The organism is Novipirellula herctigrandis (genome assembly GCA_007859835.1).
GTDB lineage: Bacteria > Planctomycetota > Planctomycetia > Pirellulales > Pirellulaceae > Novipirellula_A > Novipirellula_A herctigrandis.
Genome location: SJPJ01000002.1, coordinates 783,994 through 804,949, shown reverse-complemented (window position 1 = coordinate 804,949; position 20,956 = coordinate 783,994). Strand labels below are relative to the sequence as shown.

The following is a 20,956-nucleotide window of genomic DNA, read 5'->3' as shown; positions in this document are numbered from 1 at the left end:
CGCCAGTAGAACGAACCAAAATCAACAAGCGACTAGCGCCTAAACGCAACGCGGTGATGCATACTAATGAGACACTTTTCAAATTGTAGAGTGCCGTGCTTGCATGCACCAAAACGCTCTCTGGTGCGTGCAAGCACGGCACCATACGTCGGTTTCGTCAACGCGTCATGCGTCACAGCGTTGGACCAAGCAGCTAAAGAATTATCGGAGCAATTACGGCTGGCGTCCCAAAAGCGAAGCTCATTCCGGTAATTGCATTCCGACAACCATCGTTTGCCGAACCAGCTCGGCCAGGGAACTGACTTCGAATTTTTCCATGACGGCACGGCGATGCGCTTTCACCGTCCGCTCGGAGATGCCCAACTGTTTGCCAATCTGCCCATTGGTCCAACCGGCAACGACATAGCTGCAAACTTCTCGCTCACGTGCGGTGAGACTATCGGCACGTTGCTGAATGCACCGTTTTCGATCGCTTTCATCCCGAGTTTTACGCGACCGCTGCAGAGATCGTTCGATCGCATCAATCAACTCCTTCTCCTCGGCCAACTTGGACAAGAAATCCTCCGCTCCACGCTTGATCGCCTTGACGCTGGTCGGAATATCACCGTGTGCGGTGAGGAAGACGATGGGGATCTTGCAGTCAATGCCGGTGAGTTCATCCAGTAATTCCATCCCCGTCATTTCCGGCATGTGATGATCCAGGACCAAGCAGCCCTCGGCGTCAATTGGTGAGCGATCGAGAAAGGCCTTTGCAGAGGAGAACGTTTCGGTTCGATAACCGTACGAATCCAATAATCTCTGCACACCTTTCCGCGCGCCGTCATCATCGTCAACGATGAAAATCGTGGCGGCTTTATTCTGGGTCTCTTTAATCATGGGCATGGGTGAGTATTGGAAGAGAAAAGATCATTCTCGCGCCTCCTGCTGCGACGTTTTCGGCCCACATCTTACCATCATGCGAATCGACAATCGTCCGATTTATGGAAAGACCGACCCCCATTCCACTGTTCTTGGTGGTATGAAACGGCTCGAAGATCGATTCGAGTTGATCGGGGGGAATTCCATGTCCCGCATCACTGACAGATACCTGCACAAAATCTCCCTGCACAGTGGTTGAAACAGTAATCTTGGATTGTCCCGGTGGCGTGCTCTCCATCGCGTCCTCGGCATTGAGAACGAGATTTAGCATGACCTGTTGTATCTGTATTGGGTCGGCAAGAACGGGCGGCAGCTCCTCTGACAAATCCAATTTGATCTCGGTATGTTTGATGATTAGTTCATGGCTTAAGAGTGCCAACGCGTCCTTGACAACTTCGTTTAGATTGACACTCGTCCGTTCGCTGGCATCCTTGCTGAGTTGTTGGCGAATGCGTTTGAGAACATCTCCGGCCCGCCGGTCGTCTTTGATTATGTCGGCAAGGATTTCGCGGAGTTCGTCGTGGTTGGGAGTTTCTGTGTCTAGAAACCGCTGGGCGGCTTGGGCGTTACGAAGAATCGCTGCCAGTGGTTGATTTAATTCGTGAGCGAGCGCAGCACCAATTTCAACCAGCGTCGCCGCCCGAGAAACATGTTCCAGCTGATCACGTTGTTGCTGACTGAGTTCTTCCGTGCGCACCCGCTCGGTGATATCGGTCGACATGCCGACAAAGTGGGTGAGCTTTCCCGAGCGGTCGTGGACAGGAGAGATTCGCAGGAAGCTCCAGAACGGCGTCCCGTCTTTTCGGTAATTCAGTAGTTCGCCCTGAAACCGTTCTTCCTCATTTAACGCCGTTCGTATCGCTTCGATCGTATTTGGGTCGGTATCGGCCCCCTGAAGGAACCGGCAATTTCTGCCCAGAATCTCATCCTCTGAATATCCGGTGAACTGCTGGAAACGCTCGTTCACAAACACCAACGGAAAACCCGGTTCGGTCGCGTCAGCAATGACGAAACCGTCGTGGGTACTTTCGATCGCCGCCTGCCTTAAACGGATTTGCTTTTCGATTTCGCGAGTCTCGGTAACATCCCGGCACATTCCCCAGACTCTCAAAACTCTGCCGTCTTCGATCGTGCCCATGAAGCTGTTGATGAATACCTTCGTCTTTCCTTCGGTTGACTGCTCGATGGTTTCAAGGTCTTCCATTCGAAAACGTGACCGCACGGCTTCGAGCAGGAATGGGACGGACGTGGAAAGTGAGCGTGGAATAAAGTCCTCAACATGCCAATTCAGCGCTTCTTGCGTTGTTGCCCCATACGATCTGGCAAACGCCTCATTGCATTCGACCACGCGGGCATTAAAGAGTCGTTCGACCTGCTCCATCTCGGCAAGATCCAATGAAACGGGTTCGTCGAATTCGATGCACCAGAGCAATTCGGATGTGTTGGCCAACAAATTTTGATAGCGTTGTTCACCGACGGCAAGGATTTCGTTTTGCTCTCGAATGCGCCGGTTCCGCCAACGAACGGTTCCACCGGTCAGACCCAATATCGCGATAGCCCCACCGCTGCGAAACCACCACGTCGCCCACCACGGCGGCAGTATCGTCAAACCGATTGAGAGCCCCGCCTCGTTCCAAACGCCGTCGCTATTCGCGGCCTTGATGCGAAGCGTGAAATCACCAGCGGGAAGAGACGTGTAGACCGCTTGCCGGGTCGGAGACACAGGATGCCAATCTTTGTCAAATCCATCAAGAATCCACGTGTATCGGTTTGCTTCCGGAGCGGAATAGTCAAACGCGGTGAATTCGAAAGCAAGCATGCGATTCTGTTCGTGCGTGACCGTGATGCTGCCTCGCCGGAGAGCGTGCTCGCCCGAGATTTTAAAGTCGGACAAAGCAACCGCGGGAGGCTGAGATTCCGCAAACGCGTCGGCTTCGATCACGTCGATGACGGCGGGTCCGAGTCTTGCAAGGCCGGGAGTTGCTTCGCGCATCCTCGAATGAGATTCCCAGGTGCCAAGATCCGGATCGAACAACAGCAGACCGTGGGTACGTGTGCCCAGCCAGAGTCTGCCCGAGTGCTTTGCTGAGGCAACGATCGATTCGACTTGAACTTTCTCGCCCGGCACGAGCGTGTAGTGCTTGGTTTCACTCTTCGCTGCGTCGTACCGCAAGAGACCCGAGTTCTTTGTTCCAACCCAGGTCACGTCGTCTATCGAAGAAACTTCCAAAAGATGGAGCCGCGCTGGATGCAGCTCGCTACCAGGCACTTCCAGTGCGACGTGATGGAACTTACGGCTGTGAGGATCGAAGCGATAGAGACCCTGTCCCCCCGCAGCAATCCAAATCAGGCCGGACGAATCCTGCGACAGACTCTTCACCGGGAAGACCACTTCGCTGTCAGCCCGTCTCGAAGGTCGAAAGGCAAGAATCTCGAACCCGTCGTATCGACTCAATCCATCGGAGGTTCCGAACCAGAGGAATCCCTCAAGGTCTTGAAGGATGCAATGAACAGCGGGGTGCGAGAGGCCATCCTCGATGCCAAGATGTCGAAAGTGATATTCGCGATTCGAGTCTCGGTCATCCGCTAAGGCGAACACAGCAGAGAGCAAGACAAGCAGCCAAGCGAAGAGCGATCGCGGGTCAAAAAACGACGATGATACGGAGCGCATGTTCGCAGCCAAAGGAAAATTGGAGCCTAGTTGGAAGAGCAAGGCCGGTCACTCCCCGCAACGCTATGATACACGACAGACGAGCGTCTCATTCGTCTGATTCCATCGGTATACGGCGCAATCTTACCCTTCGATGGACGCACGCTTCGTCTAGCTGGAATTGCTCACGAAAAGTTGACAATGGAACGATCTTAACGGGAAGCTAAATGGTGAGTCCTGAGGATCAGAATTCACCGACGTTGATTTGCGTTGGCATTGCTTGTTCAAAGTCGATTGGACTGCGGTAGTCCAGCGATGAATGCAAGCGGATTGGATTGTAAAAAGACTCGATATATTTCGAGACGCAACGGGTTGCCTCTTCGTGAGTCTCGTAGATTTTGTCTAGAACTTCTTCTGTCTTGTAGCTCTTGAAGAACGATTCCATGGGGGCATTATCATAGCAGTTGCCACGACGACTCATGCTCTGCTTCAATTTGTGACGATCGAGTCTTTCTCGAAACGCACCACTGGCGTACTGTGACCCGTGATCGCTGTGGACAATCAAGCCTGGCGGTGGCGAGCGAAACGTAACAGCTTGATCGAGTGCCGCGGTCACCGCAGTCTCCATGTTAGCCGTGTTAGCGATTGCTTGCGGAATCGCGAGTCCTTCGGACCGAATTCGCGTCGGTGCGATCGGAATACGCCGTCGCGGCCTCAACCGTGTATCTGGTAAACGGTGATAAAGCGGACTATGTTCAAGAGGGTGCTGACCTGAAAATCACGCTGCCCGCCAAGCCCCTGACTGAATATGACACGGTGGTCAAAGTGGGATTCACAAAGAGCAATTGGGGAGCAATAAACCGCTTCGTCTTGGGGAGCGTAGATGACTCGTTGCTAAAGATTCATGAGAACGGCTGTGTTGAGTATGAAATGGAAAACGATTGGTCTGTGCGCAGCCATGCTTTGGTGGAACGCGGCGGCAGCGGCGCAGCCTGAGGTTGATGCGGTGGATTGGCCTGCTTTCTTGGCCGAGCAGGACATGTGCTGGAAGAAGCTTCCCTCCCAGTGGTATGAAGGCCCCTTTCTGGGCAATGGGGAGCAGGGCACGCTGCTGTATAAACTGGATGACCGAACGCTGCGATGGGATGTCGGCTGCTCGGCGGCGCACGACCATCGCCCAATCGAGGAGGACGACCTCGCCGAGAAAGGCGCTGCCGTACTCAACCGAGGACGGCACTTCATCGGTCATCTACGGCTGGAGTTGCCCGCGGACGTAACCGGATTCGAGTCGCGGTTGTCGTTGTGGGATGCCGAAGCGACGGGCACGCTTTCTGCCAAAGGCGGCACGGTCGAGTGGTCGGCATTGGTGCATGCCACTGAGCCCGTCATGCGTTTTGAACTGGTCGCCAAAGGGAGTCTCGAGGAGACGAAGTTCGTTTATGTCGCCGAGGAGCCGCGCAACCCCAGAGCGGTGCGTGCCGGAACGCTGCGCGTTCCACGCGATGAAATGCGGGTTCCAGCTAATCCATCACCTGTGCGTACAACGCTTGACGATGGCGTGCGGACCGCCGTGCAGAACCTCTATGCGGGCGGACAGACCGCCGTCGCATGGGTGGAAAAAAGCGTGGGAGGGAAGACCATGCTCTGGCTGAGCGTAAAGCATAGCTTCCCGGACAAGAATGCGGTGGTTCAAGCCGTCGAGGCCGTGCGCGCCGCGGCCTCGGCCGACCAGGTCGCCTGGGTGCAGACGCATCGCGACTGGTGGCACAACTACTATCCGCACAGTTTTGTCTCCGTCGGCGATCGCTACTGGGATTCCTTCTATTGGATCCAGCAATACAAGCTCGCCTGCGCAACCCGTGACAAGGGGTGGATCATCGACAACCAGGGGCCGTGGCTCCAGCCCACCGCGTGGGCCGCGTTATGGTGGAACCTGAATGTTCAGCTCTCCCACAGTGGCGGGTACGTGGCCAACCGCCGCGGCATGGTGTCAGCGATGAGCCATCGGCTCGATATCAATCGCGACAACCTTGCCCGGAACGTGGCCGAACCCTATCGCGCTGATTCTTATGCCATTGGTCGCTCGACTTCGGGCTGGGACCTCTTGGGCTCAGTGGGGCAGCCTGGTGGCCGCGAACCAATGGACGCCAACTTAGGACGCGAAGTCGGAAACCTGCTTTGGGGCGTCCACAACATCGATTTGGAATACCGTTATTGGCGGGACGCCGAATTGCGCGACGATGTGCTTTATCCGCTACTGACGCGCGCCGTGAACTATTACCGCCACTTTCTTGTGGAAAACAAGGACGGCCAATTGAGTCTGCCGGAAACGTACAGCCCGGAATACCGTCGTGCGACCGATTGCACCTACGATATCGACCTCCTGGGATGGGGCGTCGGACGGCTATTAGAGTTGGCTTCGGAGAAGGGCCTGTTTGAAAAGGACGAGCCGTTGATCCCCGTTTGGAAAGAGATCCAGGCCAAGCTTGTTCCAGTTCACCTTGATGGGAAAAGCGGTCGCATGATTGGCCGCGGCGTCAAGCTGACCGGCAGGCACCGCCACTGGTCGCATCTGATGGCGATCTACCCGCTGCTCACCCTCACCCCCGAAGCTCCTGCGGACCGCGAACTGATCGATCGTAGTCTGACCCACTGGCACAGTTTCGGACGGGCGATGGGCTATTCCTTCACGGGTGGGGCGTGCGTGGCTGCGTTGCTTGGCGATGGCGAACGGGCGTTTGGATTCCTCAACGGACTCAAGTCCTACTTGCAAGCGAACACCTTCTATTCTGAGATTGGGCTACCAGTGATGGAGACACCGCTGCACGGCGCTACTGCAATGCAGGAAATGCTGCTGCAAAGCTGGGGCGGGCGCCTACGCGTCTTTCCCGCCATGCCGTCCGAGTGGCCCGACGCCCAGATCCATCAACTGCGCGGGGAGGGAGCCTTTCTGGTCAGCGCCCGCCGCGAGCAAGGCAAAACGCAATGGGTGCTCGTTCAGGCCGAGGCCGGAGGATCGGTCCAGGTCGAACCGCAGTTGGCCAACGCCCAATGGGCCGCCGCCAATGGTGCCAAGGTAAAGAATGACGGCGAAGGCATCTACTCCATTCAAACGTCGCCCGGTGATTGGGTCATGTTCTGGCCCCGCGGCAAAGCCCGTCCCAAACCGAGCGTCATCCCCGTCGCCCCCCACGGCAAGAGACACCCCTTTGGATTGTAGGAGAATCATGAACAAAGTTTTGGCACTGTTGATCCTCGCGGGTGTCGCCATCCCCGGATACGGCAACGAGAATGCGCCGCCCAACGTGATCGTCTTTCTTGCCGACGACCTCGGCTACGGTGACCTCGCTTGCTACGGCAACAAGATCATTCAAACGCCCCACCTCGACAAACTTGCTTCCGAAGGCGTGCGCATGACCGACTGTCATTCCGGGGGAACGGTTTGTTCGCCGTCGCGCGCCGCGCTGTTGACGGGGCGCAATCCCTACCGCAGTGGCTTCTTCTACATCCACAGCAGAAACACTTACCTGAAAGACGAGGAGATCACCCTTGCCGAGGTGCTGAAGGACGAAGGCTACGAAACCGCCTTCTGGGGCAAGTGGCATCTTTCCACGCTGGAGCGAACCGGTTATGTCCATCCCGGCCCAAGCGAGCAAGGTTTCGACTACTGGATGGGCACCACTCTCAATGCGTTCGACAAGCTGGGCGGCCCGCACGGCCCCATGGCGTTTCTCAAGAACGGCGAGCCCGTGGGTGAGGTCGATGGTTGGTATTGCGACGTGATCGTTGACGACGCGCGCGACTGGCTGGCGACCAAACGCAACAAAGAGAAGCCGTTCTTCATGTATGTGTGCTCGCACGAGCCGCACACCCCGATCGATCCGCCCGCGGAATACAGCGCCAAATACGGCAATCCCAGGGTCGAGCAGTTGGAAAAGCAAAATGAATACGGTCGGGTCGCTCGGCCGAAAAGGGATATCTCCGCCCATAAGAAGGATTATTACGGAACGGTGAACCAGCTCGACGATGCCTTCGGGCGTTTGATGAAGACGCTCGAGGAAGAGGGGCTCAAACAGAACACTCTGGTGCTGTTCACCAGCGACAACGGGCCGGAAACCCCGGTTACGTTCGAGGAGTCGCAGGGCCAGTGGGAAGATCCGATTCGCGATAAGTGTTTCGGCACGCCCGGAGTGCTGCGCGGCATGAAGCGTTATCCATACGAAGGCGGTCACCGCGTGCCCGGACTTGCCCGTTTGCCGGGAGTCATTCCCGCAGGAACCGAAAGCGATGTGCTCTTCAACGGAACCGATATCCTTCCCACGGTCTGCGGGCTAGTCGGCGCCAAGGTGCCCGCCAACCGGAACGTGGACGGCGTCGATGCCTTTAATGCATTTCTGGATGAGAAGGTGCGACGCAACGATTCCGCCATCTGGTTTTTTCCGCACCACGGCGACACGTGGTTTCGCATGCCGCATATCTCGATGCGCAAAGACAACTACACGCTGGTCGCCTGGCTGCCAAAACGCGCAGAAGGCGTTTCGCTCGACCAATGGCTGGCGACATCCGATCCCGACCGGGTAGAGTTATATGATGTGTCGGTCGATCCCGCGCAGAGCAACGACATCGCAAGCAAAAATCCTGAAATCGTCAGCTCCATGAAACAGGAAATGACTTCACTCTGGCGCGAAATGCGCGACGAAGGCCTGCAAAAATAGCAGATCGCCAACTGCGAGGCTGACGCCTCTGGTCCGCGTCAGAGTTGCACTTCGAAGCTATAGGATCCGGACTCCAACTGCAGTTTCACGCGACCTTTGGCGGGAAGTTGATTCACACCGGTCGACTCGGCGGCGGGATGGTCGTTTTCGGTGATGGATGTTGCCGCCGGAAGATGCAGCTCTGCGGTGCTGCCGACCGGCACGCGCAGTGTCAGTTGTACGGTGTCGCCGACGCGTTTCCAGTCGCAGACCACAGGGCCGTGGATCGACCGATGCGAACACTTCACCCAATCGAGTCCTTCGACGAAGCGGGGATGCAGTTCGATGTGGTCAAAGCCAACCGCGTCCGCGGCGGGCTCGATGCCACCGAGCCAATTGAAGAACCATTGGCTGACGGAGCCGAACATCGGATGGTTGTGACTGAAGGTGTTGTCGCTGAACTCCCAGTGTTCCCACAGCGTGGTGGCGTCGTTTTCAAGCATGTGTCCCCAGCCGGGGAAGTCGCGTTTGTTGACCATCGCGTTGACCGTTTCAACCTCGCCTTCGCGGCTCAGGACATCGAGCATAAAGCGGGTGCCGAAGATACCAGTCGAAAGGTGACCATTGTGTTTTTCAATGTCTTTCAGTAAATGCGACAGCGCCTTGGCTCGGTCGCCTTCCGGCAGCATGTCCAGATAGAGGGCAAAGGATTGCGAGTTCTGGAACCCCGAACCGGCGACGCCCGTTTCCACATCGAACAGGTTGCCGAGGTAGGACGCTTTGATGTCTTCGGCGAGCCGGGCATATTCCTTGGCCTCATCCGCCTTGCCGAGAACGGAGGCCATCTTCGAGAGCATGCGGGCGGATTCGCAATAGAGCGGTGTCACCATGGGCGGCGTCTTTTCGCGCTGCAGCGTTTCGTGATCGTGTAGACCGCCACGGATGATGTGATCCGGGGCTTGGGAGCGGACCAGTTCGAACCAGCGTTTGCTGACGGCATACTGCTCTTCAATGATGCGGCGGTCACCGTAGTAGCGGTACAGCTGTGTCTGCAGATGCGGGTGCGCCATCGCCCAGCCGACGCCGCAATACTGGATGCCCACCGATGGCGCGGTATCGGTCAGCATGCCGTCGGGCAGGGCGCTGTCGGCCCAGTCACGCGTGGCCTTGGGATAGAAACCCGACATGTCGTAGTTGAGCATGAAGGCGTCCGACGTGGTGACCAGGTCGCCGCCATAGCCGAAGCGTTCGCGGTGCGGACAATCGGACTGCACGCCAAACAGATTGCTCAAGAACGTCCATTGGCACATTTCTTGGATGCGGCTGAGCAAATCGTTGGAACAGACAAATGTGCCGACCGGTTCCACGTCGGAGTTCATGCGAAGGCCTTCGATGGAATCCAGCGACGGGCGGCTGGGCAACCCCGTCAGTTCGATATAGCGGAAGGCGTGGAAGGTAAATTTCGGGGTATAGGTGTCGTCCCCGCCGCGGGCAATGTAGTTGTCTTCCTGCCAGGCGATGGGCGGCGCGCCAGGAACCTGGGGTTTGCCCGCCCGGTTCTTGATCTGTCCGCAGACGCTGGTCATCGGGTTGAGTGTACCGTCTTCGTTGAGCAGCTCGCCGTAGCGCATCTTAATCTGCGTTCCGGCGGGTACGTTGAAATCAAAGCTCGCCCAACCGCCGAAGTTTTGACCCATATCGACGATGTAGACGCCGTCGGCCGGTTCCGTAATAGCGACGGGACGAAGCTTCTTCGTGACCTTGATTGCCGCGCTCGGTTGCGCCGTCAGCGCGCCATCCGGAGCGGCACCGGTTTTCACCGCCGACCAACCGCTGTCGTCCAGCCCAGGCTCGTTCCAGCCGGGAATGTCCTTACGGGCATCAACCTTTTCACCCAGATAGATGTTGTTGCGCAGGATCGGGCCTTGGGTGAACTTCCAAGAGGCGTCGCTGACGATCGTTTCTTTCGAGCCATCGGCATATTCGATCATCAGACGCGCGATAAACTGCGGGCGGCCGACGGGCAGGTGTTCACGCAGGTTTCGGCGGCCCCACAGACGCAGTGGCAAGGGGTTGTACCAGCCGTTGCCGAGCTCGACGCCCAGACAGTTTGCTTCGGGCGAGAGTTGCTCCGTCACATCGTAGACGGAATAGAACACACGTTTGTGCGGCAGAGTCCAGAGCGGATCGAGCTGATGATCGCCGACCACCTCGCCGTTCAGCGATGCACGGTAGTATCCCAAAGCGGAAATGTAGAGACGCGAACTCTTGACCGGACCGGAGAGTTTGAAAGGTTTGCGGAAGAGTGGCGCCGGATCGTCCTCAAAAAAGTCTTCATCTTTTTCCGGTATCGGTTTACCGTCGCCGATCCACTCGGCCTGCCAGTCGGATGCCTTCAGCAGGCCCATTTCCCAGCAAGCGGGTGCCGACCATTCGGACGCCGTGTCTTCGTTGTCCCAAACCATCACTTTCCAGAAACATCGCTGGCCGGACGCCAGAGACGCACCCGCGTAGACAACACCCACGCTTTGGCTGGATACGACCTTTCCACTGTCCCACAAATCACCCTTGTTGTCCTGCAGGGCTTCGGCGGTCGAGGCCACCAGCACGCGGTAAGCCGTCTGTTTCGCGCCGCGCACATCCGATGCCATCTCCCAGCCCAACCGCGGCTGCGGATGGTCGATGCCCAGCGGCTGCTCGCGGTATTCGCAGTGCAGACGCGTGATGTCCACTGCGATTGACGGTTGAAGCGGCGCGGAACTCGCTGCTGTTGTTGACAGGAGGAGTAGAAGCACAGCATACAAGGCGCTTAGGCCGAGAGTTGATTCAAGGCGCATCGGTACAACTCGATTGAGGTTTGGTCTTTTTGGCATGATGTTTGGTCCGTATGTCGCTTTTTTTCGGATTGCATGTTTCCAGCTTAGCCTTCAGGCAGCTAACGCACATCCAGTTACTCTGGAGTCACATTCCCATCGCCCTGGCGGTTCAAGTTTTGATCCAAGTGATAACTTGCGTCGGCCTTGGTGTCCGATTCCCACGTCTTATCTTTATAGGTAACCCGGCAGGGCTGACCTGACTTGGAATGGATCACCGCCGAGGTCAGTCGACTGTCCTTCCAGGTCATCTCCACTTCGAATCCTCCGCGAGCACACAGCCCTTTAACGGAACCCGTCGGCCAAGCAGCAGGCAGTGCCGGAAGCAATTGAATCTGGCCCGCGTGACTCTGCAGAAGCATTTCGCAGTAACCGGCTGTTGCGCCGAGATTGCCGTCGATTTGGAAGGGAGGATGGGAGCAGAGTAGGTTCGAGTAGACTCCCCCGCCGCTATCGCCGTAGATCGTCTTTGTCCCAGTGACCAGATTCAACAGGCTCCGTAATAATCGATGGGCACGATCACCATCGCCAAGCCTGGCCCAGAAATTGATTTTCCAGGCGCGACTCCAGCCGGTACTCTCATCGCCCCGCGCATTCAAAGAAACGCGGCAGGCCTCGGCCAGTTCTGGCGTTTGGGCCATGCTGATTTGCCGCCCGGGATACAGGGCAAACAAGTGTGAGACATGGCGGTGCTTGTCTTCTGGATCGTCCCGTTCGATCTCCCATTCCTTCAACTGTCCCCAGCTTCCAATGGCCGGTTTCAAGAGATCCTCCCGCATGGCCGCAATATGGTCCCGGAACTCCTCATCCTCACCCAAGGCATCGGCAGCCTCGATGGTGTTGGTGAACAGATCGTAAACGAGTTCCTGGTCATAGGTCACGCCCTCTTCGGGTTCATACTTGTACTGTTCGGGCGACCAACCGTCTGGTGTAACGAGAGTACCATCGGGACGCCGCTTCAGATGGTCCTCCCAGAAGTGACAGATTTCTTTGAGAATGGGATAGGCGGTTTCGCGCAGGTAGTCGATGTCACGACCAAAGGCATAATGCTCCCATAGGTGTTGGGCGTACCAGGCACTTCCCGGCGGATTCCACTTCCAACTTTGAACACCGCAGGCGTTGTTCATGGTCTGTAGCGTCCATCCACGCACCTCACCATAATGTTTCTGGGTCTTTTTGGCATACACTTCGCGCAGGCTATCGACGTAATCAATGAAGGGCACATGACATTCGGCGAGGTTGGCGGCCTCAGCCGGCCAATAGTTCATTTCAACGTTGATGTTTGAATGGTAGTCTCCAGCCCAGGCGGGGCGATTGCTGTGGTTCCAGACACCCTGCAGATTAGCCGGCAAGGAACCGGGGCGCGAACAGCTGATTAACAAATAACGACCAAACTGACAGAACAGCGCCTCGAGGTGCGGATCCGCGACATTGTTTTGCGTGTAGTCGGTCAGACGTTCTCGGGTACTCTTAGCAAGTAACTCGGGACTCGGTCTGCCCAAATCGAGCGAGACGCGGCCAAAGAGGGCTTGGAAATCGGCCACGTGCTCGTCCAGCAAGCTTTCCACACCGCGTTTGACAGCAGTATCAACCCGCTTTGTGACCGCGGCGTGTGGATGTTCACCGAGCCACTCGGTTGTGTGATCCTGTTTGAAGTTTGTGCCTGCGCTCAGGATCAGACTTACACTGTCGCACTTTTCAAAGCTCACCCCAAATGGCGACACGGGGATTCTCAATGGGTTTTCAGGAACGGCACGTTTCAACTTACCTCCATGGTGGAGCACATGCAGCTGAGCTTCATACTCGAATCCATTGCCGATTTTGCCCTCCGAACGCAAACGGTGGTTGTCGGAGCTGGTGCTGATCTGAGCCTCGTGCATGTCCGTCAGCCAGACGCGTCCCGAATAGGCGGCGGGTTTGTTGGCGGTCAACTCGATCACAATCACACCGGCCGGATGACTCGCAAAGGCGGTCTGCTGGTAGCGCACTCCCTCGTATTCATAGGTCACCCGGTGAACCGCACGGTCAATGTTCAGCTCTCGTCGGTAGTGGCTGACTTTATCCGGGGCATGTCCGAGGTGAATGAAGATGTCTCCGAAAGCCTGATGGCCTCCCATGTCGTCGTTTTCAACGTATGGCTCGGTGGCCATACGACGTCCACTCCAAAGACTGATCTCGTTAAACTGTATCCGCTCAATATCCGTACCGCCAAACAGCATCGCTCCCATAGGCCCATTACCGATAGGCAGGGCCTCGGTCATCCATCGGTTCGCCGGCCGCTCGTACCACAAGGTATTGGTACGGATGTCGTTTCCCCGTGACATCTCTGCGCCGACAGCAACGGCTATCAAGGCGACCACACCAATCCATACTGGCACCCGTCTTAGTGAAGTACTTCTGTTCATACCTTATACGTCCTTTCATCCAGCATTCGTGCTCATCGTGCAAAACGCGATTAGATACGAAGAGGCCACCAAACGCTAAACGCGGTGGAGAGCAGCAGTCAAAATGAACGCCAGATTGTACCAGGAGCGGTTTCCGGCTGCACTATCCGGGGAAGCCGGAAAAAGACCTCCGGGAAAGCCATATTGTTGGCTTGCGTGTTCGTGTTGCCGGTGCTTGCTTCAACGTTTGGGCAAGAGCAACGCCCCAATATTCTCTTCGTGTCCGTGGATGACTTGAACGATTGGATTGAGCCGCTGGGGGGCCATCCTCAGGCAGTCACGCCGAACTTCACGCGTTTTATGAAGCGGTCTGTTTGTTTCACAAACACAAGTTGCCCGAGCCCTGGCTGCGACCCATCACGCACGGCAATCATGACGGGCTTGGCGCCCTATTCGTCCAACGTCCGCATCACGCCCTGGACATAGAAGTGCCAGCAAGCCGCTACGAAGTTAGTCAACGATGATTCGCGGAAGTCACGCGCCCGTTCAATTAGCGCAAGCAATTTGAAACCCGTCGTCTTCACCCAAGGACGGATCCATTTCGATTTTATGGCAAGGGATATCAGATCAGCGAAGCCTTTTTGGATCAAAAGATCGGCTTATCACCAACCCTGATCGGTGGTGTTTGGGACACCTGTTATTGCCGTATTATGGTGGGCCAGCTCGCTCTGCGGACGGACCAAATCGTCTACGACCGCCACTTGGTTGGATCTTGCTCCACTCGCTTCAACCAAGTGGCGGAGGCTGGCAAACCAGCCTCGAAACGATAAACTCAAAGTGTTACCTATGTGCCGGCACATGTGTTACCCGTGTCTCGACTCCAAACATAGGAACCGGCCCTACTGCTTATCTAGAGAGAGAAAACCATGAAGTCATTTGGTCCCATTCTATTACTCGCTTCTGTTTTCATTGGCCGCGTTGGCGTATCCGCAGATTGGCCGCAATGGCGTCATGACGCAAATCGCTCGGGCGCAACTTCAGAACAGTTGCCTCCAATTTTAGGCGAGCAATGGACGATTTCTTTGGGTAAGCCAGCTCCTGCGTATGAGCATCAATACAGGATGTGTGCGGATTTCAGCTATGCCCCAGTTGCAGCGGATGGAATGTTGTTCGTGCCCTCCAACGTGAGCGATCAAGTGATGGCTTTTGATCTAGATACGGGGGCATTGAAATGGCGAGCCGTCGCCGAGGGACCAGTAAGGTTCGCACCGATTTATGACAGTGGGCGAGTCTACTTCAGCTCGGATGACGGTCATCTGTATTGTGTTGCTGCAAACAACGGACAACTGATTTGGAAACAGCGCGGCGTTCCGGCGGGAACGCCTGATATGCGGATGATCGTCAATGGACGGATGTGTTCGCGCTGGCCGGCGCGTGGAGGGCCTGTTCTACATCAAGGCATGGTCTATTTCGGCGTCGGTATTTGGCCGGAGGAAGGTGTCTATCAAAATGCCGTCAATGCGCAAACCGGCAAACTGGTTTGGCGAAGCGATTCGCTATCGATCATCAAGGACGGTATGTGTGACCATGGGTCCAACTTCGACTTAAGCCTACCGCCTCACGGATATTCGGCGGTGATCAACAACAAGCTTGCTGTAACCTCAGGCAGAACGCTGGCGGCTTGGTTTGATTTGGAAAACGGCGACATGGATCCTTACACCTGTTTCTACGTCAAATTTGCGGTTCCGCGCGGCAACTGGTATCTCGCCGGGAATGATCAGTTTTGGGTCCAAGGCGGAAACCTATTCGCTGCTCATGCCGATGCCGCCCCGCCTAAGCCAGCGGAATTGAAGGACATTCCCAGTCCGCTTTCATTCTCCAGAAAGGCTCCGGCGGGTGCTGAATATGTGATGAAGCACCGGCCGTTTCTTTGTGGCGATAAGCCAAACGGTTCCGCGTCGGCTGAAGGAAGTGAGAACCTCTATTCCGAACCGATCGTGACGGCCGATACCCTGTACGCTTCCACTTATGATAAGTCAGAGAAATTTCAGATTGATCGTGGCCACACCTACGTGAAGGCCAGAGCCTTTGACAAAATTGTGGCTAGGGATCTCACATCCCCGATTTGGCGAAAGGAAATGCCCAAGGGCAGCAAGGGCAGTAAAGTTGGGGTGAGCGTAATCGAGTTTCCGATTAAGTGGCAGATGAAAACCTCACTGCGAGCACTGATCAAAGCCGGTGACCTTTTGATCGCTGGTGAAGAGAATCGAATTGTCGCTATTGCAATCCCGAAAAATGGTGAACAGCCTGAAATCACTTGGGAAAGCAAAATTGATGGGAACCCAATCAACACGTTGGTGACCGATGGGAAATTGGTCACGGCGACCGATACGGGATCGATTCACTGTTTTGGAAACGGTGCTGTCGTTAAGGCCGGTATTCCTGTTACCGAAACCGTTGAGATGTCGCCCAAAAACGGTTTTGCTTTCTTTCTTGGCTGGGGAGATGGAACGGAGGCCCTAGCAGCGGCCGAGCTTCCCGAATGGCGCGTTGTTGTTTTGGAGAAAGACGCAGCAACCGTTGCGAAAGCTCGCCAAGAGCTCAATGCGTTAGGGCTGTACGGTCGGCGTGCACAAGTGATCCACTCGCGCAGTAACATCATATTGACACCCTATTGGGCTAACCGAGTTGTTGTTAACGATCCATTGATATTAGGGACATCCAACAAGACATTGTCTGCGGCAGTGAATTCATTGCGACCGTTTACTGGGAAGATGGCATTGAATTCCAAGGTCGATCAGGAAATTCTGAAAGAGTTGATTGAAGGGGGAATTGATTACCGGTTGGAAAACTCTGTGCTGGCTCGAATTTCTGCACCTGAGGGATCGGCGGATTGGTCTCATGAATCCGGCAGCGCCGACAATAGCTTTGTCAGTCAAGACAAACTCGTGAAATGGCCGCTGGGTATCCTCTGGTACTCCGGCGATATCGATCGCTTTTTTCCGCCGGAAACTCAGTATCAACATGACCGGAATCCCTATCCGCTAATTAAAGATGGTCGTCTATTCATCATCACCATCGATACACTGCATGCGGTTGACGTTTATACCGGAGACTATTTATGGCAGACAAAAATGCCCGATTCGCCGTACTTCAACACACGTATGTTTGACAGCCGCATTTATGGTCGACCCACCGAGCGGAACTATACGCTTTCCGACGATCGTCTCTATTGCATCACCGAAGATAAGATCCTTTCCTATGATGTGGAGACGGGGCAGTTGGCTAATACGATTCCAGTTCCTGAACAGTTGACTGCGGCATCGAAGGCGGCGATCGCAAAGGTAAAGGAGAGGAAGAGCGCCATCTCGATGCAGTCGGTTCCGGCATGGACCGAGGTTCGCCTTTGGGGCGACTTGCTGATTGCAAAAGTCGGCGAGTCGTTGATCGGTGTAGATCGAACTACTGGAAAAGTGAGGTGGGCAAGAAATGGTACGATGGAAGAAACCACCTATACGCTTGGGGAAAATACTCTGTACGGTCTCGACTGCCTAACCGATAGTTATCAAACACAAGAGGATCAGCAAGCGAGAACCGGATTGCTGTTCGCTATGAATCCTGAGGATGGATCACAGGTTTGGGAACGGAAGATTCACTACACTTCCTGGCTGAAACACAACCAGCCCAGTATCCGTCCATGGATGAAGCCGCCGATTCCCTTCCTGGGTTACAACGCCAAACACAAACTACTGATTGTGACCTACAACGGTAACAATATCATTGCCAGTAGGGCCGGGGATGGTTCCGAATTGTGGACACAGAAGAATCCGGATATGGAAAAAGACGCACGCATCTATTCTCCGAATATTATGGACGACCATTTGTTTCTCAGCCTCAGCAAAACCACGGGTGGCATGGGCTTTCTTGTCGACATCCTGACGGGCGAAAAGCTTCACGATGCCGTCGAAATACCGAAGGCTCGAACCTGCGGTCGTCTCGTTGGTAACGAACACATCATGACCTATCGTGATGCATCGGTAGAAATGTATGACATCGATCGGAACCTGACGATCTCGTTCAACTCGATGCGGGCCGGTTGTACCACTAGCTTTGTGCCGGCAAACGGAGTTATGGCGGCACCTGGGCTCCAGCATGGGTGCGTATGCAATTATCCGATGTTCGCTTCATTGGCGATGTACCACCTTCCCGGAATCGATGCCATGCGTCCCGAAGCGGTCAAGCAGTCCTGGGGCGAGGATCAGCAAAAGACGCCCGCAAAAGTGAAGGGCAAAAAGGAATAACCTGAACCGACAAAAGCAAGTTGAGGATTGACCTTCGCACTTAGTAGGCCACGTCACACTTGGCAGAGCATGTCGCCGGTTACGGATAGCCAACGCAAATGGCCTATGCGAAAAGTTGAAATGCTCTTGCGACCAAGGATCTGTCTTGAAGGAGAAGTAGACCGATACGCTACTTGCCCGATGCAATAAGACACAGCAGCAATTAGCGTGCTTCCATCTTCATCGCCGCGGTGTACTTTTTGATCTGTTGGTGTAGATGCCATTGTCCAGGATCGTCGATAACACAACCTTTTTCGATTTTCAACGCCGCGTCCTTTTTACCAAGCAAAAATAAGACTTCTGCCAAAGTATCGCGAAAAATGGCACTGTCAGGTTCCACATAAACCGCTTGTTCAGAAATCGTTGCTGCTTCGGCAAGGTGGCGGCGGTTCATTGCCGCTACCCAAGCCAAATTGTTCGCCGACGTTGCGTCGAAAGGATATGTCAGTACATATTGTTTCCCGCGTTTCCAAATGCGATTAAAGGCTTCCTCGCCAACTTGCTTCATCGCATCATCATTCGCCGGAGCAGTTTCCCTCGTCTCGAGATCCGAATCAGACACTCGCGTCATCATCGGCAACAAACGTTCGGCAACATCAATGTCAAGCGGATCGAGCCGAAGGATCCGTTCCAAGTGACGGCTTGCATTCTCTGCATCCTGATTCTTAATCGCATCTTCCAACTTCCAACGGCGGACATAAACGGGTAGCGAGACATAGGCGATTGGATAAAAGTAGGTTGATTCAAGGGTGCCGCCCACAGCCAAGTCGAACCATTTTGCTGCTTCACTCAAATCCGTTTTTCGAATCATGGTCGAGTACTCTCTCGCGACATCGTACAACTCGGTCGCCTCGGGTGATCCAAACGCAGTCATCCGAAGCAATACTTGATAACCTTCGCTCGCCATCGATCGTGCGCCTCTCGCAGCCAAATAGGCAAGCAGGTCGCTGCGCATCTCGGTCGAGGGCGAGCACAATGTTAGACGTAATTGTCGACGAAGTTCCTTTTCCTGTTCTGTGTGCCCTTGACGACTTGCCAACACCCATTGGCCAACCATCGCTTGGACAGCAAAGTGAAGTTCGCTGGAGGATCGCCGATAGGATTGGCCACTTTGGTGTGAAATCGCGATTTGCTTCCAAACTCGTTGGAATGCTTCGTTGGCGATTTCGGCTCGACCATGGTCGAGTTCGTTTTCGGCGACCATACTCGTCGCTTCCATGTCGCCGCGTTGCATCAGCAACCGCAAACTTCTAGACGCCAATTCCGCTTGCCCAAGACGCGAAAAAAAGGAAACGATTTTTGTGTTTAAAAATCGGGGAACTGTATTGCGTACAAGGACGCGTTGGACCGATGGAGATAACGAGTTATGTCCCGACACTAATTCGTCATACAGACGTGGGAAATCCTTTTCCGGATCAAATTCAGCAGGGATTTCGCCGGTCGCGAGTGCGTATGTGATGTGAACTTGTCGCTCAAATGGCACGCCTGGCATCAGTCGAGTGATCGAATCAAGGAGTGATTTCCAAGTGGAGATGTCAATGTCCGTCATCGAGGCAACGAGAAACTTCTCCGAATCGCTGGAAAGGGTACGGTCCCCTGGGCGAACCGCAAACTTGACAATCCAATCGTCCCGGTTGGGTTTCTTGAGTGACTGAAGCACAAAGTCGCGAAGAGGAACCTCCGCAATATTGACTGAAGAATTCGCAAAGACGGTTGCGATCGTCCACGCTTCTTGCTCACGCCCAACTTGCAAAAGACATTGCATCAGCGAGAGTAAGCGCGATACTTTTTTATGAAGCTCTGGGAGTTCACTGGTTTGTTGATGGGCTATCGCATCGCGAATCCAAACAGACAAATTTGTGTCGATTTCTTCATAGTTGAAACCAAGGATCGCGAAAGCTTGATCCGTTCGAGCCGAGGCCATCGCGACGGTGGCTGCGGAATCCGGCAACCTTTCACGAAGTAATTCAATTGCTTTGTCAATATATCCGTGGCTGGCAAGACATTTCCATCTCAAGTCAATCGACAATGCATCCTTGGCCGCGTCTTCCGACGTGATGGCTTCAACCGCCAAATTTCGAATCGTCTCATCGTCGCAGCGATCCGCAGCAACCAAGGTATTGCACCAAGCACGTACCCCCTCGATCGAACTGAGATCGCTGTTCTGTGCAATTTTAATCGCATCGTCGGCTAATGATTTCCATTGACCTGCAAGCATACGGCAGACGCGTACAAGCGATTCGTCACCTTCTGCTTTGGCTCGTGCGATCGCTTCATCTAATCGTCCGAGCACGGCCAAGATTGCGACCTCGGACTCTCGTTTTAGTTTTGGCGTCCAATGCTCTGACGCACTTGGTAGCAACGGGTTGTCGTCGATATCCAGGCCTAATTCCTGCATCAACTGAATTCGGCAAACAGCCATCTCTTTCGAGTCGGCTACTAAGTCTACTAGTTGTAGTAGTTCCAGCATTGAATCGTTGTGTAACGCCAATCGAATATGAATCGGAAAGCGTTTTGCCAAGACAGCGGCGATGCGTTGATGCAGCAAATCACGGTCCACCGAACCTGCCGATTCTTCGATGGCGACAACCACCGCACGGAATTGACCGACTTCCAACAATTCCTCTAACACGGCCGGGTCATCGTTGTTCTGGAGCAGACGTGCAATTTCGGGAGGCGTATCCGGTAGCGAACCACGTCGCCATTGACGCAAAATCCAATTGGCTCGTTCAGCGACTTCCGGATCGCTGTGGTGCGATGCATCCTGCACCGCTTGACGCGACACATCACGTAGACGCCACATTTCCAACGTCGCACGTTGACGCCGCGAGTAGGTATTATCGGAAAGCTGGTCCATCGACACTGACTCGGGTAAGATGGCCGAACGTGAACCCGCCTTTTCCTGGTTCGGTAATTGCTCGCTCTGAGAATTGGGATCTTCGCCCCCCGGCGCGCCGTTTACCGTTTGATTTCCAAGAATTAGGGAAATGACAATCAATCCCGCCAGAAGAAACCGCAGTGAATTTGGTAATATCAGGCAGTATTTTCGGAACATAGCAGCCATTTGGCGAATAAATGCGGCGTGTTTTGAAGAACG

The 20,956-nt window shown here is 54.9% G+C and carries 10 protein-coding genes and 1 pseudogene; 5 read left to right on the top strand and 6 right to left on the bottom strand.

What is annotated here, in order from left to right:
- Window positions 1–240 precede the first annotated feature (240 nt).
- From CA13_RS33880 to CA13_RS33870, 3 genes and pseudogenes are all read right to left on the bottom strand, one after another.
- The gene (locus CA13_RS33880) at window positions 241–882 is read right to left on the bottom strand and encodes a response regulator transcription factor (protein ID WP_146404544.1); all 642 of its coding nucleotides are present in this window, start codon (window positions 880–882) and stop codon (window positions 241–243) included.
- Window positions 869–3,589, bottom strand: coding sequence for a PAS domain-containing protein (locus tag CA13_RS33875; RefSeq protein WP_146404542.1), 2,721 nt, complete (start codon window positions 3,587–3,589; stop codon window positions 869–871). Before CA13_RS33875 ends, CA13_RS33880 begins: the two co-directional genes overlap by 14 nt.
- A gap of 223 nt (window positions 3,590–3,812) precedes the next feature.
- Window positions 3,813–4,184, bottom strand: a pseudogene (locus CA13_RS33870) (DDE-type integrase/transposase/recombinase); the annotation flags it as partial.
- 71 nt (window positions 4,185–4,255) lie between these two features.
- Between CA13_RS33870 and CA13_RS36025 the strand changes: the two are divergent.
- Genes CA13_RS36025 through CA13_RS33860 form a run of 3 tightly spaced genes read left to right on the top strand, consistent with a single transcriptional unit; the run spans window position 4,256 to window position 8,283 of the window.
- Complete coding sequence (locus CA13_RS36025; protein WP_419195308.1) at window positions 4,256–4,564, top strand: hypothetical protein; 309 nt, start codon at window positions 4,256–4,258, stop codon at window positions 4,562–4,564.
- Window positions 4,494–6,788 carry a glycosyl hydrolase family 95 catalytic domain-containing protein gene (locus CA13_RS33865; RefSeq protein ID WP_419195307.1) on the top strand — a complete coding sequence of 765 codons (2,295 nt, stop codon included), beginning with the start codon at window positions 4,494–4,496 and terminating at the stop codon, window positions 6,786–6,788. Before CA13_RS36025 ends, CA13_RS33865 begins: the two co-directional genes overlap by 71 nt.
- Window positions 6,789–6,795: 7 nt before the next feature.
- Window positions 6,796–8,283 (top strand): sulfatase family protein, encoded by a 1,488-nt coding sequence (locus tag CA13_RS33860; protein ID WP_146404539.1) that lies wholly within the window; start codon window positions 6,796–6,798, stop codon window positions 8,281–8,283.
- Window positions 8,284–8,321: 38 nt separating this feature from the next.
- Here CA13_RS33860 and CA13_RS33855 read toward each other — a convergent pair whose 3' ends face one another.
- Entirely contained in the window at window positions 8,322–10,994 is a 2,673-nt protein-coding gene (locus CA13_RS33855) for a family 78 glycoside hydrolase catalytic domain (protein WP_419195306.1), read from the bottom strand.
- Between the two features lie 218 nt (window positions 10,995–11,212).
- A complete protein-coding gene (locus CA13_RS33850) occupies window positions 11,213–13,513 on the bottom strand; it encodes a glycoside hydrolase family 95 protein (RefSeq protein WP_419195305.1) in 2,301 nt (766 codons plus the stop codon).
- A 111-nt stretch (window positions 13,514–13,624) separates the two neighbouring features.
- Here CA13_RS33850 and CA13_RS33845 point away from each other — a divergent pair, with 111 nt between their 5' ends.
- Both CA13_RS33845 and CA13_RS33840 read left to right on the top strand, forming a co-directional pair.
- Window positions 13,625–14,005 carry a sulfatase-like hydrolase/transferase gene (locus CA13_RS33845; RefSeq protein WP_419195304.1) on the top strand — a complete coding sequence of 127 codons (381 nt, stop codon included), beginning with the start codon at window positions 13,625–13,627 and terminating at the stop codon, window positions 14,003–14,005.
- A 440-nt stretch (window positions 14,006–14,445) separates the two neighbouring features.
- Entirely contained in the window at window positions 14,446–17,820 is a 3,375-nt protein-coding gene (locus CA13_RS33840) for a PQQ-binding-like beta-propeller repeat protein (RefSeq protein WP_146404533.1), read from the top strand.
- A gap of 202 nt (window positions 17,821–18,022) precedes the next feature.
- Here CA13_RS33840 and CA13_RS33835 read toward each other — a convergent pair whose 3' ends face one another.
- Complete coding sequence (locus CA13_RS33835) at window positions 18,023–20,914, bottom strand: tetratricopeptide repeat protein (protein ID WP_146404531.1); 2,892 nt, start codon at window positions 20,912–20,914, stop codon at window positions 18,023–18,025.
- Window positions 20,915–20,956 lie beyond the last annotated feature (42 nt).

Coding starts and splice junctions, on each gene's coding strand:
- CA13_RS33880 (WP_146404544.1), bottom strand. CDS start 882: ATGCCCATGATTAAAGAGACCCAGAATAAAGCCGCCACGATTTTCATC.
- CA13_RS33875 (WP_146404542.1), bottom strand. CDS start 3,589: ATGCGCTCCGTATCATCGTCGTTTTTTGACCCGCGATCGCTCTTCGCT.
- CA13_RS33865 (WP_419195307.1), top strand. CDS start 4,494: ATGAAATGGAAAACGATTGGTCTGTGCGCAGCCATGCTTTGGTGGAAC.
- CA13_RS33860 (WP_146404539.1), top strand. CDS start 6,796: ATGAACAAAGTTTTGGCACTGTTGATCCTCGCGGGTGTCGCCATCCCC.
- CA13_RS33840 (WP_146404533.1), top strand. CDS start 14,446: ATGAAGTCATTTGGTCCCATTCTATTACTCGCTTCTGTTTTCATTGGC.
- CA13_RS33835 (WP_146404531.1), bottom strand. CDS start 20,914: ATGTTCCGAAAATACTGCCTGATATTACCAAATTCACTGCGGTTTCTT.